The organism is Janthinobacterium sp. 35, assembly GCF_002754575.1.
Lineage (GTDB): Bacteria > Pseudomonadota > Gammaproteobacteria > Burkholderiales > Burkholderiaceae_D > Janthinobacterium > Janthinobacterium tructae.
The window spans coordinates 5,834,163-5,849,478 of the sequence record NZ_PEFN01000001.1; the positions used below are offsets into that span (position 1 = coordinate 5,834,163).

Below are 15,316 nucleotides of genomic sequence, written 5' to 3' on the forward strand. Positions count from 1 at the left end.
CGCCGCTAAAATAAGGCGCATGAGCACTACCGCCTGGTTCATCCTGATCGGCTGCCTGATGCTGGCGCGCGGCCTGGGCGCCGACCGCATCGCGCGCCTGCCCTTGACGTCGGCCATGGCTTACCTGGGCGTGGGTCTGCTGCTGGGGCCCATGTTCCTCGGCCTGTTTGCGTTCGACCTGCTGCAGCAGGCGCCCCTGCTGGAAACCCTGACGGAAATCGCCGTCCTCATCTCCCTGTTTTCCGCCGGTGTCAAGATGCCCGTGCCCTTCAGCCTGGCGCGCTGGCTGCCCTCGCTGCGTCTGGCCTGGCTGTCGATGGCCATTTCCGTGGCCCTGGTGGCCGCCTTTGCGTACCTGGTGCTGGGCTTGCCGCTGGGCGCGGGCGTGCTGCTGGGCGCCATCCTCGCGCCCACCGACCCCGTGCTGGCCACCGACGTGCAGCTGCGCCATGCGGGCGACAGCGAGCAATTGCGCTTCATCCTGACCAGCGAAGCGGGCATGAACGATGGCAGCGGCTTTCCTTTCGTCATGCTGGGACTGGGCTTGCTGGGCCTGCATGAACTGGGGCCGCATGGCGCCACCTGGCTGTGGCGCGATTTGGTCTGGGCCAGCGGCGCCGCCATCGCCCTGGGCGCGGCCGGCGGCGCGCTGCTGGCCTGGCTGGGCTGGCAGGTGCGCGCCAAGGAGCCGAAACACGCGATGCTGGACGACCTGGCGGCGCTGGGCCTGATCGCCTTGGTGTATGGCCTGGCCACCTGGCTGCACGCGTGGGGCTTTTTGGCCGTGTTCTTTGCCGGCGTGGCCCTGCGCCAGACGGAACTGCGGCTGGCCGGCGCGCCGAAAGACCGGCAAGGCTTGCTGCAAGCCGAGGCAACCCATGCCGTGTCCGCCGCCAAGCCGCACGGCAGCGACGTGCCGCTGACCGTCAGCGGCGAATCGCTCGTCTTCAAGGAACACCTGGAACGCCTGTCCGAACTGACCCTGGTGCTGTTGCTGGGCGGCACCGTCACGGCGGCGGCCTGGAGTTGGCAGGCGTGGAGCGTGGCGCTGTTCCTGCTGCTGGTGGCGCGCCCGGCCAGCGTGATGCTCGGTTTATTGGCGTCGGGCACCAGCGTGCGTCTGCGGGGCCTGGCCGCGTGGTTCGGCGTGCGCGGCATCGGCTCGCTGTATTACCTCAGCTATGCCATCGCGCATGGCTTGCCGCGCGGCCTGGCGCGCGAACTGGCCGACATCACCGTGGTCGTCGTCATCCTCTCCATCGTCGCCCACGGCCTGACCGTCAAACCCCTGCTGGAACGCTACTGGCGCAAATAACTGGTGCAAATAAGCGCTGGCCGGTCCCTTTGTCATTGCTGCAGAGCAATGATTTGTCAATTGCCCCTATGGTGGGCGGAAATATTGTTAAGATAATTAAAAATGGCAAAAGAAAGAATCAATGAAACGAAGAAGCGTGCTGGGACTCGGCGTCTCACTGGCCCTGCTGCAAACGGGCTGCGCCACCGATCCGGCCAGGCTGGCGTGGGAAACGGAATTTGACGGCTTCATGCGCGATGGCCTGGCCCGCACGGAAACGCCGGGCATGAGCGTGGCCGTGGTGCGCGGCGAGCAAACAATCTTCGCGCGCGGTTATGGCTGGGCCGACATCCAGGCCGGCAAGAAGGCCGATGCCAATACGGTGTTCCATGTCGCCTCCGTCAGCAAGCTCGTCACGGCCACGGCCGTCATGATGCTGCTGGAACAAGGTGCCTTCCAGCTCGACGACAAGGTGGCGGCCTATCTGGACTTCCCGCTCATGCATCCGAAGTTTCCCGACGTGCCCATCACCTTTCGCCATTTGCTCAATCACACCTCGGGCATTTCCGATGCCGTGTACGAAAAGACGACGGCGTTTGCCGTGCAGGGCGACCCGCGCTTACCGCTGCGCGACTTCGTCAAGGGCTATCTGTCGCGCGGCGGCGCCTGGTACGACGCGGATGTGTCGTTTGCCTCCCGGCCCGGCACGGAATGGCGTTACAGCAATGTGGGTATCGCCCTGCTCGGCTATCTGGTAGGCCGGCTTAACCCCGACGGCCTCGACGCCTTTGCGCAGGAGCACCTGTTCGAACCGCTGGGCATGGACAGCACGGCCTGGAACCTGGCCGGCTTGCCGCGGCGCGCCGTCGTGGCCCAGCCGTATGCACACAAGGAGCCGGGCCTGCAAGTGCTGCCGCCCGTCGGCTATCCGGACTGGCCGGCCGGCCTGCTGCGCAGCTCGGCGCATGACTTTGCCCGTTTCCTGGCCATTTTCAGCAATGGCGGCCGGGTCGATGGCCACCGCTATCTGCAAGATGCCACCCTGCAATTGTTTTTTGCCCCGCAAACGGCCCCCGTCGTGCCTGCCGACTCGTCCGTGCGCCAGGCCCTGGTGTGGCTGCTGCGCGATGTCGACGGCAAACCGCTGGCCACGCACAGCGGCGGCGACCCGGGCGCCGCGTCCGTCGTCTGCGTCGACCGCGCCAGCAGGACAGCCGTGCTGGCCTTCGCCAACGTCAGCGCCGACAAGGAGTTTCGTTCATTCCAGAAAGAAGTCGTGCTGCGCCTGCTCGCGCATGGGGGCAGCGGCGTGCCAGTTGTCAGGAAAAGCTAGGCGCCGAACCAGCCGCGCAGCTTGTCGGCGGCGCGCTCCTTGACCTCGGCCGTGATGTAGGTGGCGACCGTGGCGACGGCAGCCGCCAGCACGGCCAGGTCGTCCGCATAGCCGACAACGGGCGTGATGTCGGGAATCGCATCGATGGGCGAAATGAAATAGCCGAGCGCGCCATAGATGGCCGTCTTGGCCCACAGCGGGGTATTCGGCTGCTGCGCCGCGTAGTACAGCCACAGGGCTTTCTCGATGACTTCGCGTCCCGCCGTCTTGGCGAACTTGACGACCTTGTCCCAGAAGCTGTCTTCCGTGTATTTCTTTTCATACTGCTTGTCGGCCTGGGGGGCGTGGTCTTGTTCCAGATTCTTTTTTCTGCCAAACATCTGCTGCTCCTGTCTGCCGCGCACGGCGTTACGAATGCGCACCTTAGCATAACGGCGCGCCGGGTGCGCGGCGTGCAAGGTAAGCTATCGTCATGGAAATATCTGCCACCGCCACGGCCCGCGCGGCCGGCCTGCGCTACACGGGCGACCATCAGAGCGGCATCGCCCGCCTGGGCCAGGCCGGCAAATTCCGCTACCGCGACGCGGATGGCCAGCTCCTGCGCGATGCCGCCACCTTGACGCGCATCAAGGCACTGGCCATTCCGCCGGCCTGGACGGACGTGTGGATCTGCCCGCACGCGAATGGCCACCTGCAGGCGACGGGGCGCGACGCGCGCGGCCGCAAGCAATACCGCTACCATGCGCGCTGGCGCCAGGTGCGCGACGAAGTGAAATATGCGCGCATGCTCAGCTTTGGCCGCGCCCTGCCCGCCATCCGCGCCGCCGTCGCGCGCGGCATGCAGTTGCCCGGTTTGCCCCGTGAAAAAGTGCTGGCCACCATCGTGCACTTGCTGGAATTGACGATGATGCGCATCGGCAACGAAGAATATGCGCGCGCCAACAAATCGTTCGGCCTGACCACCCTGCGCACGCGCCACGTGCAAGTCGACGGCAGCGCCGTGGCCTTTCACTTCAAGGGCAAGAGCGGCGTGCGCCACGCTATTCGCCTGAGCGACCGGCGCCTGGCCAGGGTGCTGCAGCGCATGCGCGAACTGCCGGGGCAGGAATTGTTTCAATATGTCGATGAGGACGGCGCGCGCCATGGCGTCGATTCGGGCGACGTCAACGATTACCTGCGCGAGGTGACGGGCGAAGACTACACGGCCAAGGATTTCCGCACCTGGTCCGGTACCTTGCTGGCCGCGCTGGCCCTGCAGGCGTTCGAACAGGTCGATTCCGATGCGCAAGCGAAGAAAAACATCGTGCAGGCGATCGAATCGGTGGCAAAGAAGCTGGGCAACACGCCGACGATCTGCCGCAAGTGCTATGTGCACCCGGCCGTGCTGGAGGCGTATCTGGATGGCAGTTTGTTGGAAGGCATGCGCGCGCGGGCGCGGCAGCAATTGCAGGACGATTTACCGGCGCTGGCGCCGGAAGAAGCGGCGGTGCTGGCCTTGCTGCAGCAGCGCTTGCAGGCTAGTGTCAAGCCTGGCGGCCAGGCTGGCAGTGTGCCGACAGTGTGAGGGCATCGCTGCTGCAGACTGGCAAGGCGCCGTGGCCCACGTCGCGCGCCACGGGCGCCGGCGCGGCATCGCTGGCCGGCGCCTCGCCCGTACTCATCCAGGTGGCCGCCAGGATTGCCAAGGTAAACAGGCAAATCAGCAGGAACGGCTTGTTTACGTGAATGGACTGGTCTGGCTTTTGCATCGCATACTCCATCGGACTGGTTGGTTGTTGCAGCATGGGCACGATCATCGCGTGTTTCCGCAAGGCATACAATCAGACAGTTTCGACAAGATGGGTAGGACAGCGCTGACAAGCTCAGCCGTATCGGCCAGTGTCGGCAGATTTGACACCGGCGCCGGCCACCTCCAGCCAAGCCCTTGTTTTTACAGCACAATGTGTACGGGAACGCTTCCTGCTTGACCTCATGCCTGGGCACGCTTGGCGCCAGTCAACGGGAGAATGATCATGAGCTTCATTAAGCAGGCGCTGCTGGCGCTGCTGCTGTGCGCAATGTCTGCCGCGCACGCCGCCAGCATCGGCTACACGGCGACCTCGCTGGGCGGCACGCAGTGGCGCTACGACTATACGGTCAGCAATACCACGCTGGCCGTGCCCATCGCCGAATTTACCCTGTTCTTCAGCGTGGGGCAGTACGCCAATCTGCACGACATTTCCACGGCACCGGGCTGGGACTTGCTGCTGGTGCAGCCCGACCCCGCCATTCCCGCCAGCGGCTACTTCGATGCGCTGGCACTGGCCGGCGGTGTCAATCCGGGCGCCACGGCCACGGGCTTTTCCGTCACCTTCGATTATCTGGGCGCGGGCAGCCCCGGCGTCCAGCCGTTTTCCATCCTCGACCCCGTTTCCTTCATCGAGCTCGATACGGGCCTCACGCAGGCGGCCGCCGTCGCCCTGCCGTCCACGCCATGGCTGCTGCTGGCCGGCGTGCTGGCCATGGCCTGCCTGGGCCGGCGCCGGCTGGCCGCCGCCGCGCTGGCCCCATTGCTGGCCATGAGCCTGTGCGCCTGCGGCGGGCCGAACGATCCCACCCAGCCGCCCGCGCCGAAAGTCTTGCTGGCCGCCGCAGCGGCTACCAGCTCCACCGCCCAGGCCGCCGGGGACTTCGAAGTGACACAGCTGGAAAAAGTGGGCGAGCAGCGCGTCAGCCGCACGGTCTGGGACTATACCTATCGCGTGCACATCCGCAACAACAGCAGCGCGGCGGCCAGCAATGTGCAAGCCGTGCTGGCCAGCGCGCCCGCAGGCAGCATCATCCTCGATGGCGAGGTGCTGGCCGGCAACATCGACGCAGGCGCCAGCGTCACGCCCGCTGACACCATCACCCTGCGCATCGAGCGCAGCATCGCCTTCCAGAGCGCGGGCCTGACGTGGACCTTCAGCGCCAACGCCAGCATCGTCCTCGATCCCGTGCGGCCCGCGCAAGTGGTGACGCTGTCGCTGGCCGAGCTGGGCTTTACGGACGGCGCCGACAGCGTCAAGGTCAGCGGCGCCGTCACGGACGTGCTGCTGCAGGACGGCAGCCTGCGCTTTTCCACGCCCGGCGACACGGGCGTGGACCAGCATGCGCAATTTTCCCTCAGCAAGGGCAACAAGGTCACCACCCTGGACCTGCTGATCCAGACGGAACTGCCCACGGCCGTGGAAACCTATGTGGAGCCGGACGACGACGGCAACCTGCCGGCCACCGCGCCCGTGCTGGCCATCACAGGACTGGGGCCGAACAACCGCCTGCAGCCTGGCGGAATGACGTTCCGCCTGGTGGGCGCGCCGTCACTGGCCCTGCAGGACGACAGCGACGGCCTGCTGTCCAGGCCGAACGACGTGGCCGTCAGTCTCAAGCAGTATTGGGTATTCGATGCGGCCAGCGGCACCTTCAGCATCAGCGCCACGGCCATGCAGCAATTGCTGGCGTCCTTGCCCAACGGCAGCTATGACCTGAACCTCAATTTCGTCTCGCAGGATGGCGAATTCACGGCCAGCTATGCCTTGATCGTCGTCAAGTCATCTACCTCGCTGCAAGGCCAGCTGCGCACACCGGCAGGCGGCAATGCCACGGGACTGGCCGGCAAGAAGATGTTATTGGCTGGCTACAACAACCACCAGCGCCAGGTAGCCGTGGTTGACGCCACGGGCGCCTTCCACTTCGATGGCGTGCTGCCCGACACCTACCAGCTGACCTTGAACGACCTGGTCCACCCGAACGTGGTCAGCGTCAGCGCCGTCGTCTTCGGCAACAGCAGCACCGTCAGCGTCGGCATCGTGTATCCATACGCGCCCGGCCTGGCCCAGCGCACCGCCACGGCGCAGAGCTATGTGGCGGGCACGGTCACGCAGGATGGCGCCGCGCCGCCCGCCCGCGCGGTGTCCGCCAGCCCCCGTGCAGGCGACGTCACGCTGCAGGATGACGTGGACAGCAAGACGTTTACGGCCACGGCGGCCGCGCAAAACCAGACCATCACCTCGCCCGTCAGCTTCACGGTGCCCAAGGGCACGAAAAACGTGGGCGTGAAAATCACCGTCAGCACGGCCGAGTACCCCGTCTACACGACGGCGCAAAGCCAGTACAACGATACCTGGTCGTACGCCGTGACGGGGCTTCCAGGGGTCAACCTGGCCGCCACGGGCGCCGTCAACCAGACGCATTACACGCAGGGCAGCATCGTCAGGACGGAATGCGTCGATGTCAGCAAGCAAACCCAGGCTGGCGCTTTGAGCCTGGGCGGCAACGTCAGCGCCACGAATATCGGCGACAGCGCCCTGGCCACCGTGACGACGGTGGAACTGAGTCTCGTGTGCAAGGGTTTGAAGGTGACGCAGGCGAAGTTCAGCTCGCCGAACAAGGCCGCCCGTCCCGTGCTGCAGCCGATCAAGCTGACGGGCAATCTGCCGGGGCCGTATGTATCCGTGTCGCAAGGAGAGGCTACCGGCACGCACACCTTGCCGCTGGAATTGCACTACACGCCGGCGGCGGCGACGATTACGGAAGTCAATATCGGCATCTCGTCCGGCGGCGGCGATCCCGCCTTCAGCACGGAGAATTTATTGTCCCAGGCCAATACCAAGAGCGCGGGCAAGGTGACATTCCCCAGCCTGGTGCTACCCGCCTTTGCCGGCGCAAAACTCGACAAGAAGGCCGTCGTCACCTTGCGCCTGAAGGGCAAAGTCGACAATACGGACGCCAGCTCCGACCCGGCCGAAGGGGGCCAAGTGGAGTTCAAGGGAGACACGGCCTTCATTCCCCTGTACATGGCCAACAACGAGGCGGCGCTGGCGGCGCGGCGCTACGGCACGCGCGATGCGGGTGGCGATTCGTGGGCCACGCGCCTGGCCATCGCCTGGCTGGCGGGCAAGGCTTACCGTTTCGACGACATCAGCGGCCAGCATGTGACGCAGACGGCGGCGGGCGATTCCATCCTCGGCCACCGCGGCCACAGCGACGGCCAGCAGATCGACTTGCGCTACGCGGACGGCGCGGGCGGCTACACGGATGCGCTGGGCGGGCAAAACAATGGCGCCGCCATTCACCAGCTGATCCTCGACGCGAAGGCGGAAGTGGCGGCCAACCCCGCGCAAAAGCCGAAACTGGCGGCCCTGCTGGCGTGGATCGCGGCGAACCGCGCCATGCTGGCCCTGGAAGCGGCGCCGGCCAGCACGCGCGTCATCTACATCGGCCCCAGCTTCGTCAAGCTGGCCCTCGTCGACGGGCGTTTTTCCGCCGCACCGGCCGACAAGATTCCCGGCGCGGGGAGCTGGATCAAGCCGATCAAAGTGCATATCGAAGCGGGACACCTGAGCCACTGGCACATCAGCCTGACGGCCCATCCGTGACGCCGCGACAGATTCAGGCGGGCAAGTCGGACAGTTCCAGCTCCGAAAACCCGGCCCGGCGCCGCGCTTCCAGGTTGAACGGGCCGCGCAAGGTGGGCGCTTCGTAGCGCAGCGCCAGTTCGGCATAGGTGGCGCGCAACTCCAGGCCGCGCTGGTCGCACAGGTAGCCATACCAGCGGTTGCCGATTTCCACGTGCCCCACTTCATCGCGCAGGATGATGTCGAGGATGGCGGCAGCGGCCAAATCTCCCGCCTGGGCCAGCTTGGCGCGCAGTGGTGGAATCGCGTCGAGGCCCCGCGCTTCCAGGGTACGCGGCACCAGCGCCATGCGTGCCAGCACGTCGCCGCGCGTCTTGTCGACCATTTCCCACAGGCTGTCGTGGCCGGGAAAGTCGCCATACGTGTGGCCCAGCACCTGCAGGTGCGCCTGCAGCATGGCAAAGTGCGTCGCTTCTTCCTTGGCCACGCGCAGCCAGTCCGTGTAGTACTCGGTAGGTAAATCCGGAAAGCGCCACAGGGCGTCCAGCGCCAGGTTCATGGCATTGAACTCGATATGCGCGAGCGCATGCACCAGCATGGCGCGCCCTTCCGGCGTGATCATCGAACGCCGCCCCACCAGGCGCGGCGGCACCAGTTCCGGACGCTCGGGCCGGCCCGGCACGGGGCCGGTGGGCGCCAGCGGCGCCTGCGCATCGAGCGAAAGCTGCGCCTCGGCCATGGCCGCCACCATCGCCACCTTGGTGGCCGGGTCCGGTTCGAGCAGGCAGGAGAGCGCATAGGTGCGCAATTCCTGCGGCGCGGTGAAGGTCAGTGGGGATGTTGCGTGCATGGTGCTTCCTTCGTGCGCGTTCTTGAACAAGGGGCGCAGTGTATCAAATAGCCTGCCCCATCAGCCAGTCCAGCAGCGCCTGCACGCGCGCCGGCAGTGGCCGGGCGGCATGCACGAGGTAATACGCCTGCGAGCTGGCCAAGGCAAACCCGCCGAACGGCAAAACCAGCTGGCCGCTGTCGACCCACGGCTGCACCAGCTGGCGCCGGCCCATGGCCACGCCCGCGTGGTGGATGGCCGCCTGCGCGCACAGGTCGGCGCGGTCGAAGCGCAGGCTGCGCGCAGGCAAGTTCACCTCGGGCGCCTGCCCGTCCAGCCACAAGCGCCACTCGGCATCGGGCGCGCAGGCGGGCCAGGCCAGGGTGTCGTGCAGTGCCGTCGCGCTGGACAGGTGTTGCGGCGCATCTTGCAAGCGGTGCTCGCGTGCATATCGCGGGCTGCACACGGGCGCCAGCCATTCATCCATCAATTTGCGCGAGGCCAGGCCGGGAAAGTGGCCGTCGCCATAGTGCAGCGCCAGGTCGACCTGGCCGGCGCGAAAGTCCACGCTATCATTGCCCACGCGCAAATCGATCGACATATCCGGATATTGCGCAGCGAAGCTTGCCAGGCGCGGCACCAGCCAGCACTGGGCCACCGAGGGGCGCGCATGCACGCTGACGCTGCCAGTGAGTGCATCGCCGCCGGCCAGCGCCGCCTGCAAGCCATCCCAGCCAATTTGCAGGGCGGCGAAGATGCGCTCGCCGTCTAGCGTCAGTTTGACTTGCCGCGTCAATCGTTCGAACAGGCGCAGATTCAGACTGCTTTCCAGCCGCGCGATGCGGTGGCTGACGGCGCTGGGCGTGAGCGCCAGTTCCTGCGCCGCCATCGCAAAGCTGGCATGGCGCGCCGCTACGAGAAACGTATGCAGGTTGGCGAACTGGCTGGCCGTCAGCGTACCTGTGAGCGCCACGCCGGCCGGCATCAAACGGCTCCGGCCGCCAGTAGCGCGCGGCCACGCGCCACGTAAGCTGCCATTTCTTGCTCCGGCACCATGCTGCCGCCCGTGCCCCACACCAGGTGCGTGGCGGTATCGAGGTGCTGCTGATATTGCGGCGCGGCCAGCACGGCAGGAATGCCCGCGAAACCGGCCACGGCGGACGGTTCCAGGCGCAAGCCTTGCGTTTGTTCCAGCGTCGCCAGCAAGCGGTACAGTTCTTCATCGCTGACGGTGACGTAGCCGTCGATCAGCCGCTGCATGGCGCGCCCGACAAAGCCGGACGGGCGCCCCACGGCCAGGCCATCGGCCGCCGTGAGGTTATCGATGCCGATCTCTTGCACGCTAATACCCTCGTGCAAGCCGGTGTGCACGCCCAGCAGCATGCACGGCGAGTGCGTCGGCTCGACGAAGACGCAGTGGACGGCATCGCCAAAGGCCAGTTTCAAGCCGAAGGCCACACCGCCGGGGCCGCCGCCGACGCCGCACGGCAGGTAGACGAACAGCGGGTGCTGCGCATCGACCGCGACGCCGGCAGCGTCAAACTGGGCTTGCAGGCGCTGGCCCGCCACCGCGTAGCCGAGAAACAGATCGTGCGAGTTTTCATCGTCGACGAAGTGGCAAGTCGGATCATTCTCCGCCTGCCTGCGCCCCGCTTCCACGGCCACGCTGTAGTCGGTCGCGTACTCGACGACGGTGACGCCGTGGCTGCGCAATGTATCCTTCTTCCATTGCCGCGCGTCGGCCGACATGTGCACGGTGGCGCGAAAGCCCAGGCGCGCACTCATGATGCCGATCGACAAGCCCAGATTGCCCGTGGAGCCGACGGCGATCGCATACTGGCCAAAGAAGGCGCGCACGGCGTCGCTGGCCAGCAGGCTGTAATCGTCGCCCTGCTTCAGCAAGCCGGCGTCCAGCGCCAGCATTTCCGCATGTTTCAGCACTTCATAGATGCCGCCACGCGCCTTGATCGAGCCGGAAATGGGCAGATGGCTATCCTGCTTGAGCCACAGCTGACCGCTCGTCATGCCCAACGTTGCCTGCATGGCCGGCAGCGGCACGACGGGCGACTCGATGACGCCGCCGCTGGCCTGCGTTTCCGGAAACGCCCTGGCCAGATAGGGCGCGAAGCGGGCCAGGCGCGCGCTGGCCTGCGCCACGTCGTCTGCCGTCAAGCCCACGTCCTTCAAGGCCTCGGCCGCTGGCGCGATGCGGGGATTGAACCAGCTCAAGGGCTGCAAGGCCATCAATTCTGTAATCAGGGGAAATTTTTCGCACAGCGCGGCGATGGCGGGAGTGGGCAGCATGGCAACCTCGTCAAGGAACAAGCCATGATTAGACCGCATCCGGGCGCCGCTGGCAAAGGATGGTTGATCAGGCAATGGATGACGGGAGATCATCTGTCATGATGACCCGCTGCTCCCCTATTTCAATTTAATGTACAGATGCATGGCGGGATTCTTTTCGCTTTGAACTTCTTTGACTTCAACGAAAGGAAGGCGACGCACCAGTTCACTCAATTTCTGGCAGCCGTAGTGGCGCGGGTCGAAGGCTGGATTATTCTTCAAGATCAGACTGCCGACGCCACTCAAGGAGGCAAAACCATCATCACGCGCTGCGGCGATGATGGCCTTGCGCAGCACTTCCCGCGTATCTGCATCGAGGGAGACAGGCGCCAGCGCCTGTAACGGTTTTTGCTGCTTTTCTGCCAAAGGAAGAGGTGCTACCGGCCGCAAAATCTCTGTATACACAAACTTGTCGCAGGCGGCGACGAAAGCTGGCGGCGTCTTTCTTTCACCAAAACCATACACGGCCAGTCCTGATTCGCGTATCCGTGTTGCAAGGCGCGTGAAATCACTGTCAGACGATACCAGACAAAAGCCGTCCAGCTTTTCTGAGTGCAGCAAATCCATGGCGTCGATGATCAACGATGAATCCGTCGAATTTTTACCCGTCGTATAGCTGAATTGCTGGATCGGCTGAATGGCCATCAAATGCAGGATTTCTTTCCAGCCTTTCAAATTGGGCGTAGTCCAGTCTCCATAGGCACGCTTCACCGATGCGGTACCAAAGGTGGATACCTCCGTCAGCAATTCCTTGATGATCGACGCCTGGGCATTGTCCGCATCGATCAGGACGGCCAGTTTGGCATTACTTGTCATAATATTTGGGCCTCATCAGCTAAGCGCCGTTTGATTGCAGTCCCCACTATGCCGCCAAATGTCCCGTCAGGCAATACCAGAACCGGCAGCCCTATCCCTGACGATAGCTAAATTCAATTCCTGAATGCACTATCGAGTAAAGAAAAATTTCCACAACATCACAAAAATAAGTTATCTTAAAGGCAAATAAAAGGAGACATTTTTTCTCTTTTCTAGCGAGGCAAAAATGCGCTCCAAGAATGACAAAGTCACTGCTACGAATATGGACATCATCGACTGCGCAAGGCAGGACGATTTGACGGCCCAAAAGGTCGAGGTCGGCATTATCTTCCAGGAAATGCTCGATACCGCCACGGCCGCCGCCTACCTTGCCAGGAACGAGGTGCCGATTGCCACCGCGCTGCGCGTGCTGACGGGGTCACGGCGAAAAAAGAGCGGAGGCGGAAATTGATGGCTTTGTGCCGGATTACCTGGGGAGGCGCTGAATAGTCGACGCCGGGCACACCCGCGCTCCAGATTTTCCAGCCGTTCATTTGCCAATACCAGCGATCTGTCGATGCCATCGGAAAGAGGACTACCCGACGTAGGCCTGTGCAAAAAATGCCGGAGCCAGGATGCCATCGAGAATACCAAATGATCGAAAAGAAACATGCGCACATCGTCGCAAGCACTTGATTAGCATCGATGCGGTGACTCCCGCAGACGCCTTCCAGCACCACCGGTAGCAAGAAGGCGCTATTGCGGATTATCGACCTTAGAACTTCAGCTGCAGCCCCAGATCAATCGACCTGCCCTCGGCCGGCAAGGCTTGCAGCGCCCCGCCGTTCGCCTTCAAGCCGGACAAATACACGCCACCGAGCGGGTCCGCATACGCACGGTTGAACAGGTTGCTCACGCCGGCGCTCAGGCTGGCCATCTTGCTCAATGCCACGCTGCTACGCAGGTTGACGAGCGCGTAGCCGCCCGTTTCCGGTTCGAAGCGGCGCGCATCGACCTTGTCCTTGCGCGCAACGATCTTCGTTTCGATGCGGCTGCTCCAGGCGCCCAGCTTGTGCTCGACGGCCAGCAAGGCGTTGAACGGCATCATGCGGTACAGGTCGCCGCCATCGCTGCGCTTGCCCCGCGTGTAAGCGGCATTGCCACTGGCGATCAAGCTGCCCCATTGGCTGCTGCGCGCCAGCGGCAGCTGCCACGCCAGATTCGCGCCATACAGCTTGGCGTCGTGGTTGGCAAAGCGCAGCAAGTTGCCATTCGCGCCCATTTTCATGTACGGGTGGAAGGATGCCAGCACGTCGACGTCGATGTAATTGTCGACCTTGCTGTAGTAGGGATTGACGCGCAGGAACCAGCCCTCCTCGCCGCCGCCATGCCAGTCTGCCGTGAACGCGGCCGTGTAAGCCGTCTCGGGCTTGAGGTCGATATCGCCCACATAGCCGTTACCATCGCCAAACCAGTTGGTCATGGTCATGGCCATCGAGCCGCGGCCCCACGAATAGCGCTCGTACAGATTCGGCGAACGCACCTTGCGCGCCAGCGCGAATGCATAGCTGCTGGCCGCATCGGCCGTGAAGGTGGCTTGCGCCGAGGCATCGATATTCGTGTCGCGCTGGCTGCGGCTGCGCGCATTGAAAGCCCTGGCGGCCATCAGGTCCGGCATGTTCATCATGTTGGTGCCATACGATTGCACGGCGCCCGTGTCCATGCGCAAGGATTCGCCGCGCACGCCCAGCACGCTCGTCCAGCGCGCATCGTGCCGCGTTTCCAGTTCGCCGAACAGCACGGTGCGGTCGCGCTTGCCGTCGTTGATGTTCAAATAGGTGCGCGGCCCCATCATCATGGAACCGGGCACGGCAGGCCAATAGTCGTCGAGGCGGAAACCGTGCCACTCCTGGCCCAGGCGCAACTCGCCCGCAGCCATCGGCAGGCTGGCCATCAGCGCATAGCCCGTGTCGCGCCCGTGCGTCATCATCGGCATTGAACCCTTGCGCTCGGGCGAGAAAAAGCCCATTTCATGGTCCGTCTGCTGCCAGTAGGCGCGCGCATCCAGCACGCCCCAGCCGAACTCGCCTTTATAAGCGAGATTGGCGAACTGGCCGTGGTTGTCCGTCATGTCCATGTACTGGTTCGGAAAACCCTGGTACGGAATGTGCTGCACGCCGGCGCGCAGGGTCAGCTGCTGTCCATCGCGCTTGGCCGCCAGCACGATGGACTGGTTGATGCTTTCATACATGCTGGCCAGCACTTTATTGCCGTGACCATCGTCATAGCTGTGGCCGCGCGTATAGGCGCCGCTGTAGCCGATGCTCAAGCTGTCGCTGCCGGCCGAGGCATTCACGCTGGTCGCCACGCTGTTGTTGACGCTGCGTCCCGAGACGGCAAAGCTGCCTTGCGTCAGCAGCGCCGCGCCAGGCTGGGCGAACACGGGCGCGTTCGATTGCACCTCGATGGTGCCGCCGATGCTGTCGCCGCCTGCACTGACGGGTGTCACGCCCGCGATCAGGCGGATGCGCTGCACCTGCTGCGGATCGATGTAGGACAGCGGCGCATTCATGTGGTTGGCGCAAGCGGAGGTCAGTTCCATGCCGTCGATGCGAATCTTGATGCGGTCATCGGCAAAGCCATTCACCACAGGCAAGCCGGATACGCCGCCGCCGGCCGCCACGCTGTAGCCGGGCGTGCTGCTGAGCATCAGGGCCGTGTCGGCGGCGGGACGGTAGCCTTCCTTCAGGCCCGTGACGATGACTTTCATCTCGGGCAAAACATCTTCAGCGCGCGATTGGGCCACGGCAGGCATGGCGATGGCGAGGGAAATCAATAACGGTAAATGTTTCATGGTGCTGCTTTCAGATTCTGTAGAGGTAAGACGAACAGACGCAAGCGCGCGGCGCAAGACAGTTCAGGGAAAGGACAGATCAGAAAGCGGCAGGCGGCCCACGGGGATGGACGGGCGTCCAGGCGAACAGCGGCGTGGCGGATTGGTAGAACAGCTCGGGCAGCAAGCCCGTGATCAGTTCGCCGGAAGCGAGCACGAGGGAGGTAGGCGGCACCGACAAGGTGTCAGCATGCATGCTGCAGCACGGGCAATCGCCCATGCGCATGCTGCCCTTGGAAGTATCGGGCGCGTCCGTGGAGAGTGTTGCCGGTAGCATGGTCATGCCGCCCGTCACCGAACAGATTTCCAGGCGGGGCACGGCCAGGCCGCTGGCGAACGTCAGCGCGCGCGACACCGTAGGGGCGAGCGTGGCCAGGAAGATGGCGATACACGCGATCCACAGGACGATGCCGGCCTTGCCTTTGCTGATGCACATGGCAATATTGTATCAAGG

The 15,316-nt window shown here is 64.3% G+C and carries 13 protein-coding genes; 5 read left to right on the forward strand and 8 right to left on the reverse strand.

The window, feature by feature from the left end; translation table 11 throughout:
- The first annotated feature begins 19 nt into the window (after positions 1 to 19).
- On the forward strand, positions 20 to 1,315 hold the full coding sequence (locus CLU93_RS25965; protein ID WP_099763965.1) for a cation:proton antiporter: 1,296 nt from the start codon (positions 20 to 22) through the stop codon (positions 1,313 to 1,315).
- Positions 1,316 to 1,436: 121 nt separating this feature from the next.
- On the forward strand, positions 1,437 to 2,627 hold the full coding sequence (locus CLU93_RS25970) for a serine hydrolase domain-containing protein (RefSeq protein WP_099763966.1): 1,191 nt from the start codon (positions 1,437 to 1,439) through the stop codon (positions 2,625 to 2,627).
- Here CLU93_RS25970 and CLU93_RS25975 read toward each other — a convergent pair.
- Complete coding sequence (locus CLU93_RS25975; protein WP_099763967.1) at positions 2,624 to 3,007, reverse strand: YkvA family protein; 384 nt, start codon at positions 3,005 to 3,007, stop codon at positions 2,624 to 2,626. The genes CLU93_RS25970 and CLU93_RS25975 overlap by 4 nt on opposite strands.
- A gap of 92 nt (positions 3,008 to 3,099) precedes the next feature.
- Here CLU93_RS25975 and CLU93_RS25980 point away from each other — a divergent pair, with 92 nt between their 5' ends.
- Positions 3,100 to 4,191, forward strand: a complete 1,092-nt coding sequence (locus tag CLU93_RS25980; RefSeq protein WP_099763968.1) for a DNA topoisomerase IB — start codon at positions 3,100 to 3,102, stop codon at positions 4,189 to 4,191.
- Here the strand turns inward: CLU93_RS25980 and CLU93_RS25985 are convergent.
- Entirely contained in the window at positions 4,151 to 4,411 is a 261-nt protein-coding gene (locus CLU93_RS25985; protein ID WP_143451820.1) for a hypothetical protein, read from the reverse strand. The genes CLU93_RS25980 and CLU93_RS25985 overlap by 41 nt on opposite strands.
- Positions 4,412 to 4,639: 228 nt before the next feature.
- Here CLU93_RS25985 and CLU93_RS28340 point away from each other — a divergent pair, with 228 nt between their 5' ends.
- Positions 4,640 to 8,023, forward strand: a complete 3,384-nt coding sequence (locus CLU93_RS28340; RefSeq protein ID WP_180287951.1) for a hypothetical protein — start codon at positions 4,640 to 4,642, stop codon at positions 8,021 to 8,023.
- 13 nt (positions 8,024 to 8,036) lie between these two features.
- Here CLU93_RS28340 and CLU93_RS25995 read toward each other — a convergent pair whose 3' ends face one another.
- The 4 genes from CLU93_RS25995 to CLU93_RS26010 all read right to left on the reverse strand — a co-directional run bounded on the left by CLU93_RS25995 (position 8,037) and on the right by CLU93_RS26010 (position 11,990).
- Entirely contained in the window at positions 8,037 to 8,852 is an 816-nt protein-coding gene (locus tag CLU93_RS25995) for a ferritin-like domain-containing protein (protein ID WP_099763970.1), read from the reverse strand.
- A gap of 43 nt (positions 8,853 to 8,895) precedes the next feature.
- On the reverse strand, positions 8,896 to 9,816 hold the full coding sequence (gene dsdC, locus CLU93_RS26000; protein ID WP_099763971.1) for a DNA-binding transcriptional regulator DsdC: 921 nt from the start codon (positions 9,814 to 9,816) through the stop codon (positions 8,896 to 8,898).
- On the reverse strand, positions 9,816 to 11,135 hold the full coding sequence (locus CLU93_RS26005; protein ID WP_099763972.1) for a D-serine ammonia-lyase: 1,320 nt from the start codon (positions 11,133 to 11,135) through the stop codon (positions 9,816 to 9,818). The genes dsdC and CLU93_RS26005 overlap by 1 nt, the downstream gene beginning before the upstream one ends.
- A 117-nt stretch (positions 11,136 to 11,252) precedes the next feature.
- Positions 11,253 to 11,990 (reverse strand): NYN domain-containing protein, encoded by a 738-nt coding sequence (locus CLU93_RS26010; protein ID WP_099763973.1) that lies wholly within the window; start codon positions 11,988 to 11,990, stop codon positions 11,253 to 11,255.
- Between the two features lie 262 nt (positions 11,991 to 12,252).
- Between CLU93_RS26010 and CLU93_RS26015 the strand changes: the two genes are divergently transcribed.
- Positions 12,253 to 12,441 carry a hypothetical protein gene (locus CLU93_RS26015; RefSeq protein WP_133250749.1) on the forward strand — a complete coding sequence of 63 codons (189 nt, stop codon included), beginning with the start codon at positions 12,253 to 12,255 and terminating at the stop codon, positions 12,439 to 12,441.
- A 303-nt stretch (positions 12,442 to 12,744) separates the two neighbouring features.
- On the opposite strand, the gene CLU93_RS26020 is transcribed toward CLU93_RS26015, so the two are convergent.
- Together CLU93_RS26020 and CLU93_RS26025 are read right to left on the reverse strand one after the other, a co-directional pair.
- Positions 12,745 to 14,823, reverse strand: a complete 2,079-nt coding sequence (locus CLU93_RS26020) for a TonB-dependent receptor (RefSeq protein WP_099763975.1) — start codon at positions 14,821 to 14,823, stop codon at positions 12,745 to 12,747.
- Between the two features lie 79 nt (positions 14,824 to 14,902).
- The gene (locus CLU93_RS26025; RefSeq protein ID WP_099763976.1) at positions 14,903 to 15,298 is read right to left on the reverse strand and encodes a DUF2946 domain-containing protein; all 396 of its coding nucleotides are present in this window, start codon (positions 15,296 to 15,298) and stop codon (positions 14,903 to 14,905) included.
- Positions 15,299 to 15,316: the final 18 nt, after the last annotated feature.

Bases quoted from the DNA above. Each gene is read 5' to 3' on its own strand.
- CLU93_RS26015 (WP_133250749.1), top strand. From the start codon at position 12,253: ATGGACATCATCGACTGCGCAAGGCAGGACGATTTGACGGCCCAAAAG.
- CLU93_RS25965 (WP_099763965.1), top strand. From the start codon at position 20: ATGAGCACTACCGCCTGGTTCATCCTGATCGGCTGCCTGATGCTGGCG.
- CLU93_RS26005 (WP_099763972.1), bottom strand. From the start codon at position 11,135: ATGCTGCCCACTCCCGCCATCGCCGCGCTGTGCGAAAAATTTCCCCTG.
- CLU93_RS25985 (WP_143451820.1), bottom strand. From the start codon at position 4,411: ATGCTGCAACAACCAACCAGTCCGATGGAGTATGCGATGCAAAAGCCA.
- CLU93_RS26025 (WP_099763976.1), bottom strand. From the start codon at position 15,298: ATGTGCATCAGCAAAGGCAAGGCCGGCATCGTCCTGTGGATCGCGTGT.
- CLU93_RS25970 (WP_099763966.1), top strand. From the start codon at position 1,437: ATGAAACGAAGAAGCGTGCTGGGACTCGGCGTCTCACTGGCCCTGCTG.
- CLU93_RS25995 (WP_099763970.1), bottom strand. From the start codon at position 8,852: ATGCACGCAACATCCCCACTGACCTTCACCGCGCCGCAGGAATTGCGC.
- CLU93_RS26020 (WP_099763975.1), bottom strand. From the start codon at position 14,823: ATGAAACATTTACCGTTATTGATTTCCCTCGCCATCGCCATGCCTGCC.
- CLU93_RS28340 (WP_180287951.1), top strand. From the start codon at position 4,640: ATGAGCTTCATTAAGCAGGCGCTGCTGGCGCTGCTGCTGTGCGCAATG.
- CLU93_RS25975 (WP_099763967.1), bottom strand. From the start codon at position 3,007: ATGTTTGGCAGAAAAAAGAATCTGGAACAAGACCACGCCCCCCAGGCC.
- CLU93_RS25980 (WP_099763968.1), top strand. From the start codon at position 3,100: ATGGAAATATCTGCCACCGCCACGGCCCGCGCGGCCGGCCTGCGCTAC.
- dsdC (WP_099763971.1), bottom strand. From the start codon at position 9,816: ATGCCGGCCGGCGTGGCGCTCACAGGTACGCTGACGGCCAGCCAGTTC.
- CLU93_RS26010 (WP_099763973.1), bottom strand. From the start codon at position 11,990: ATGACAAGTAATGCCAAACTGGCCGTCCTGATCGATGCGGACAATGCC.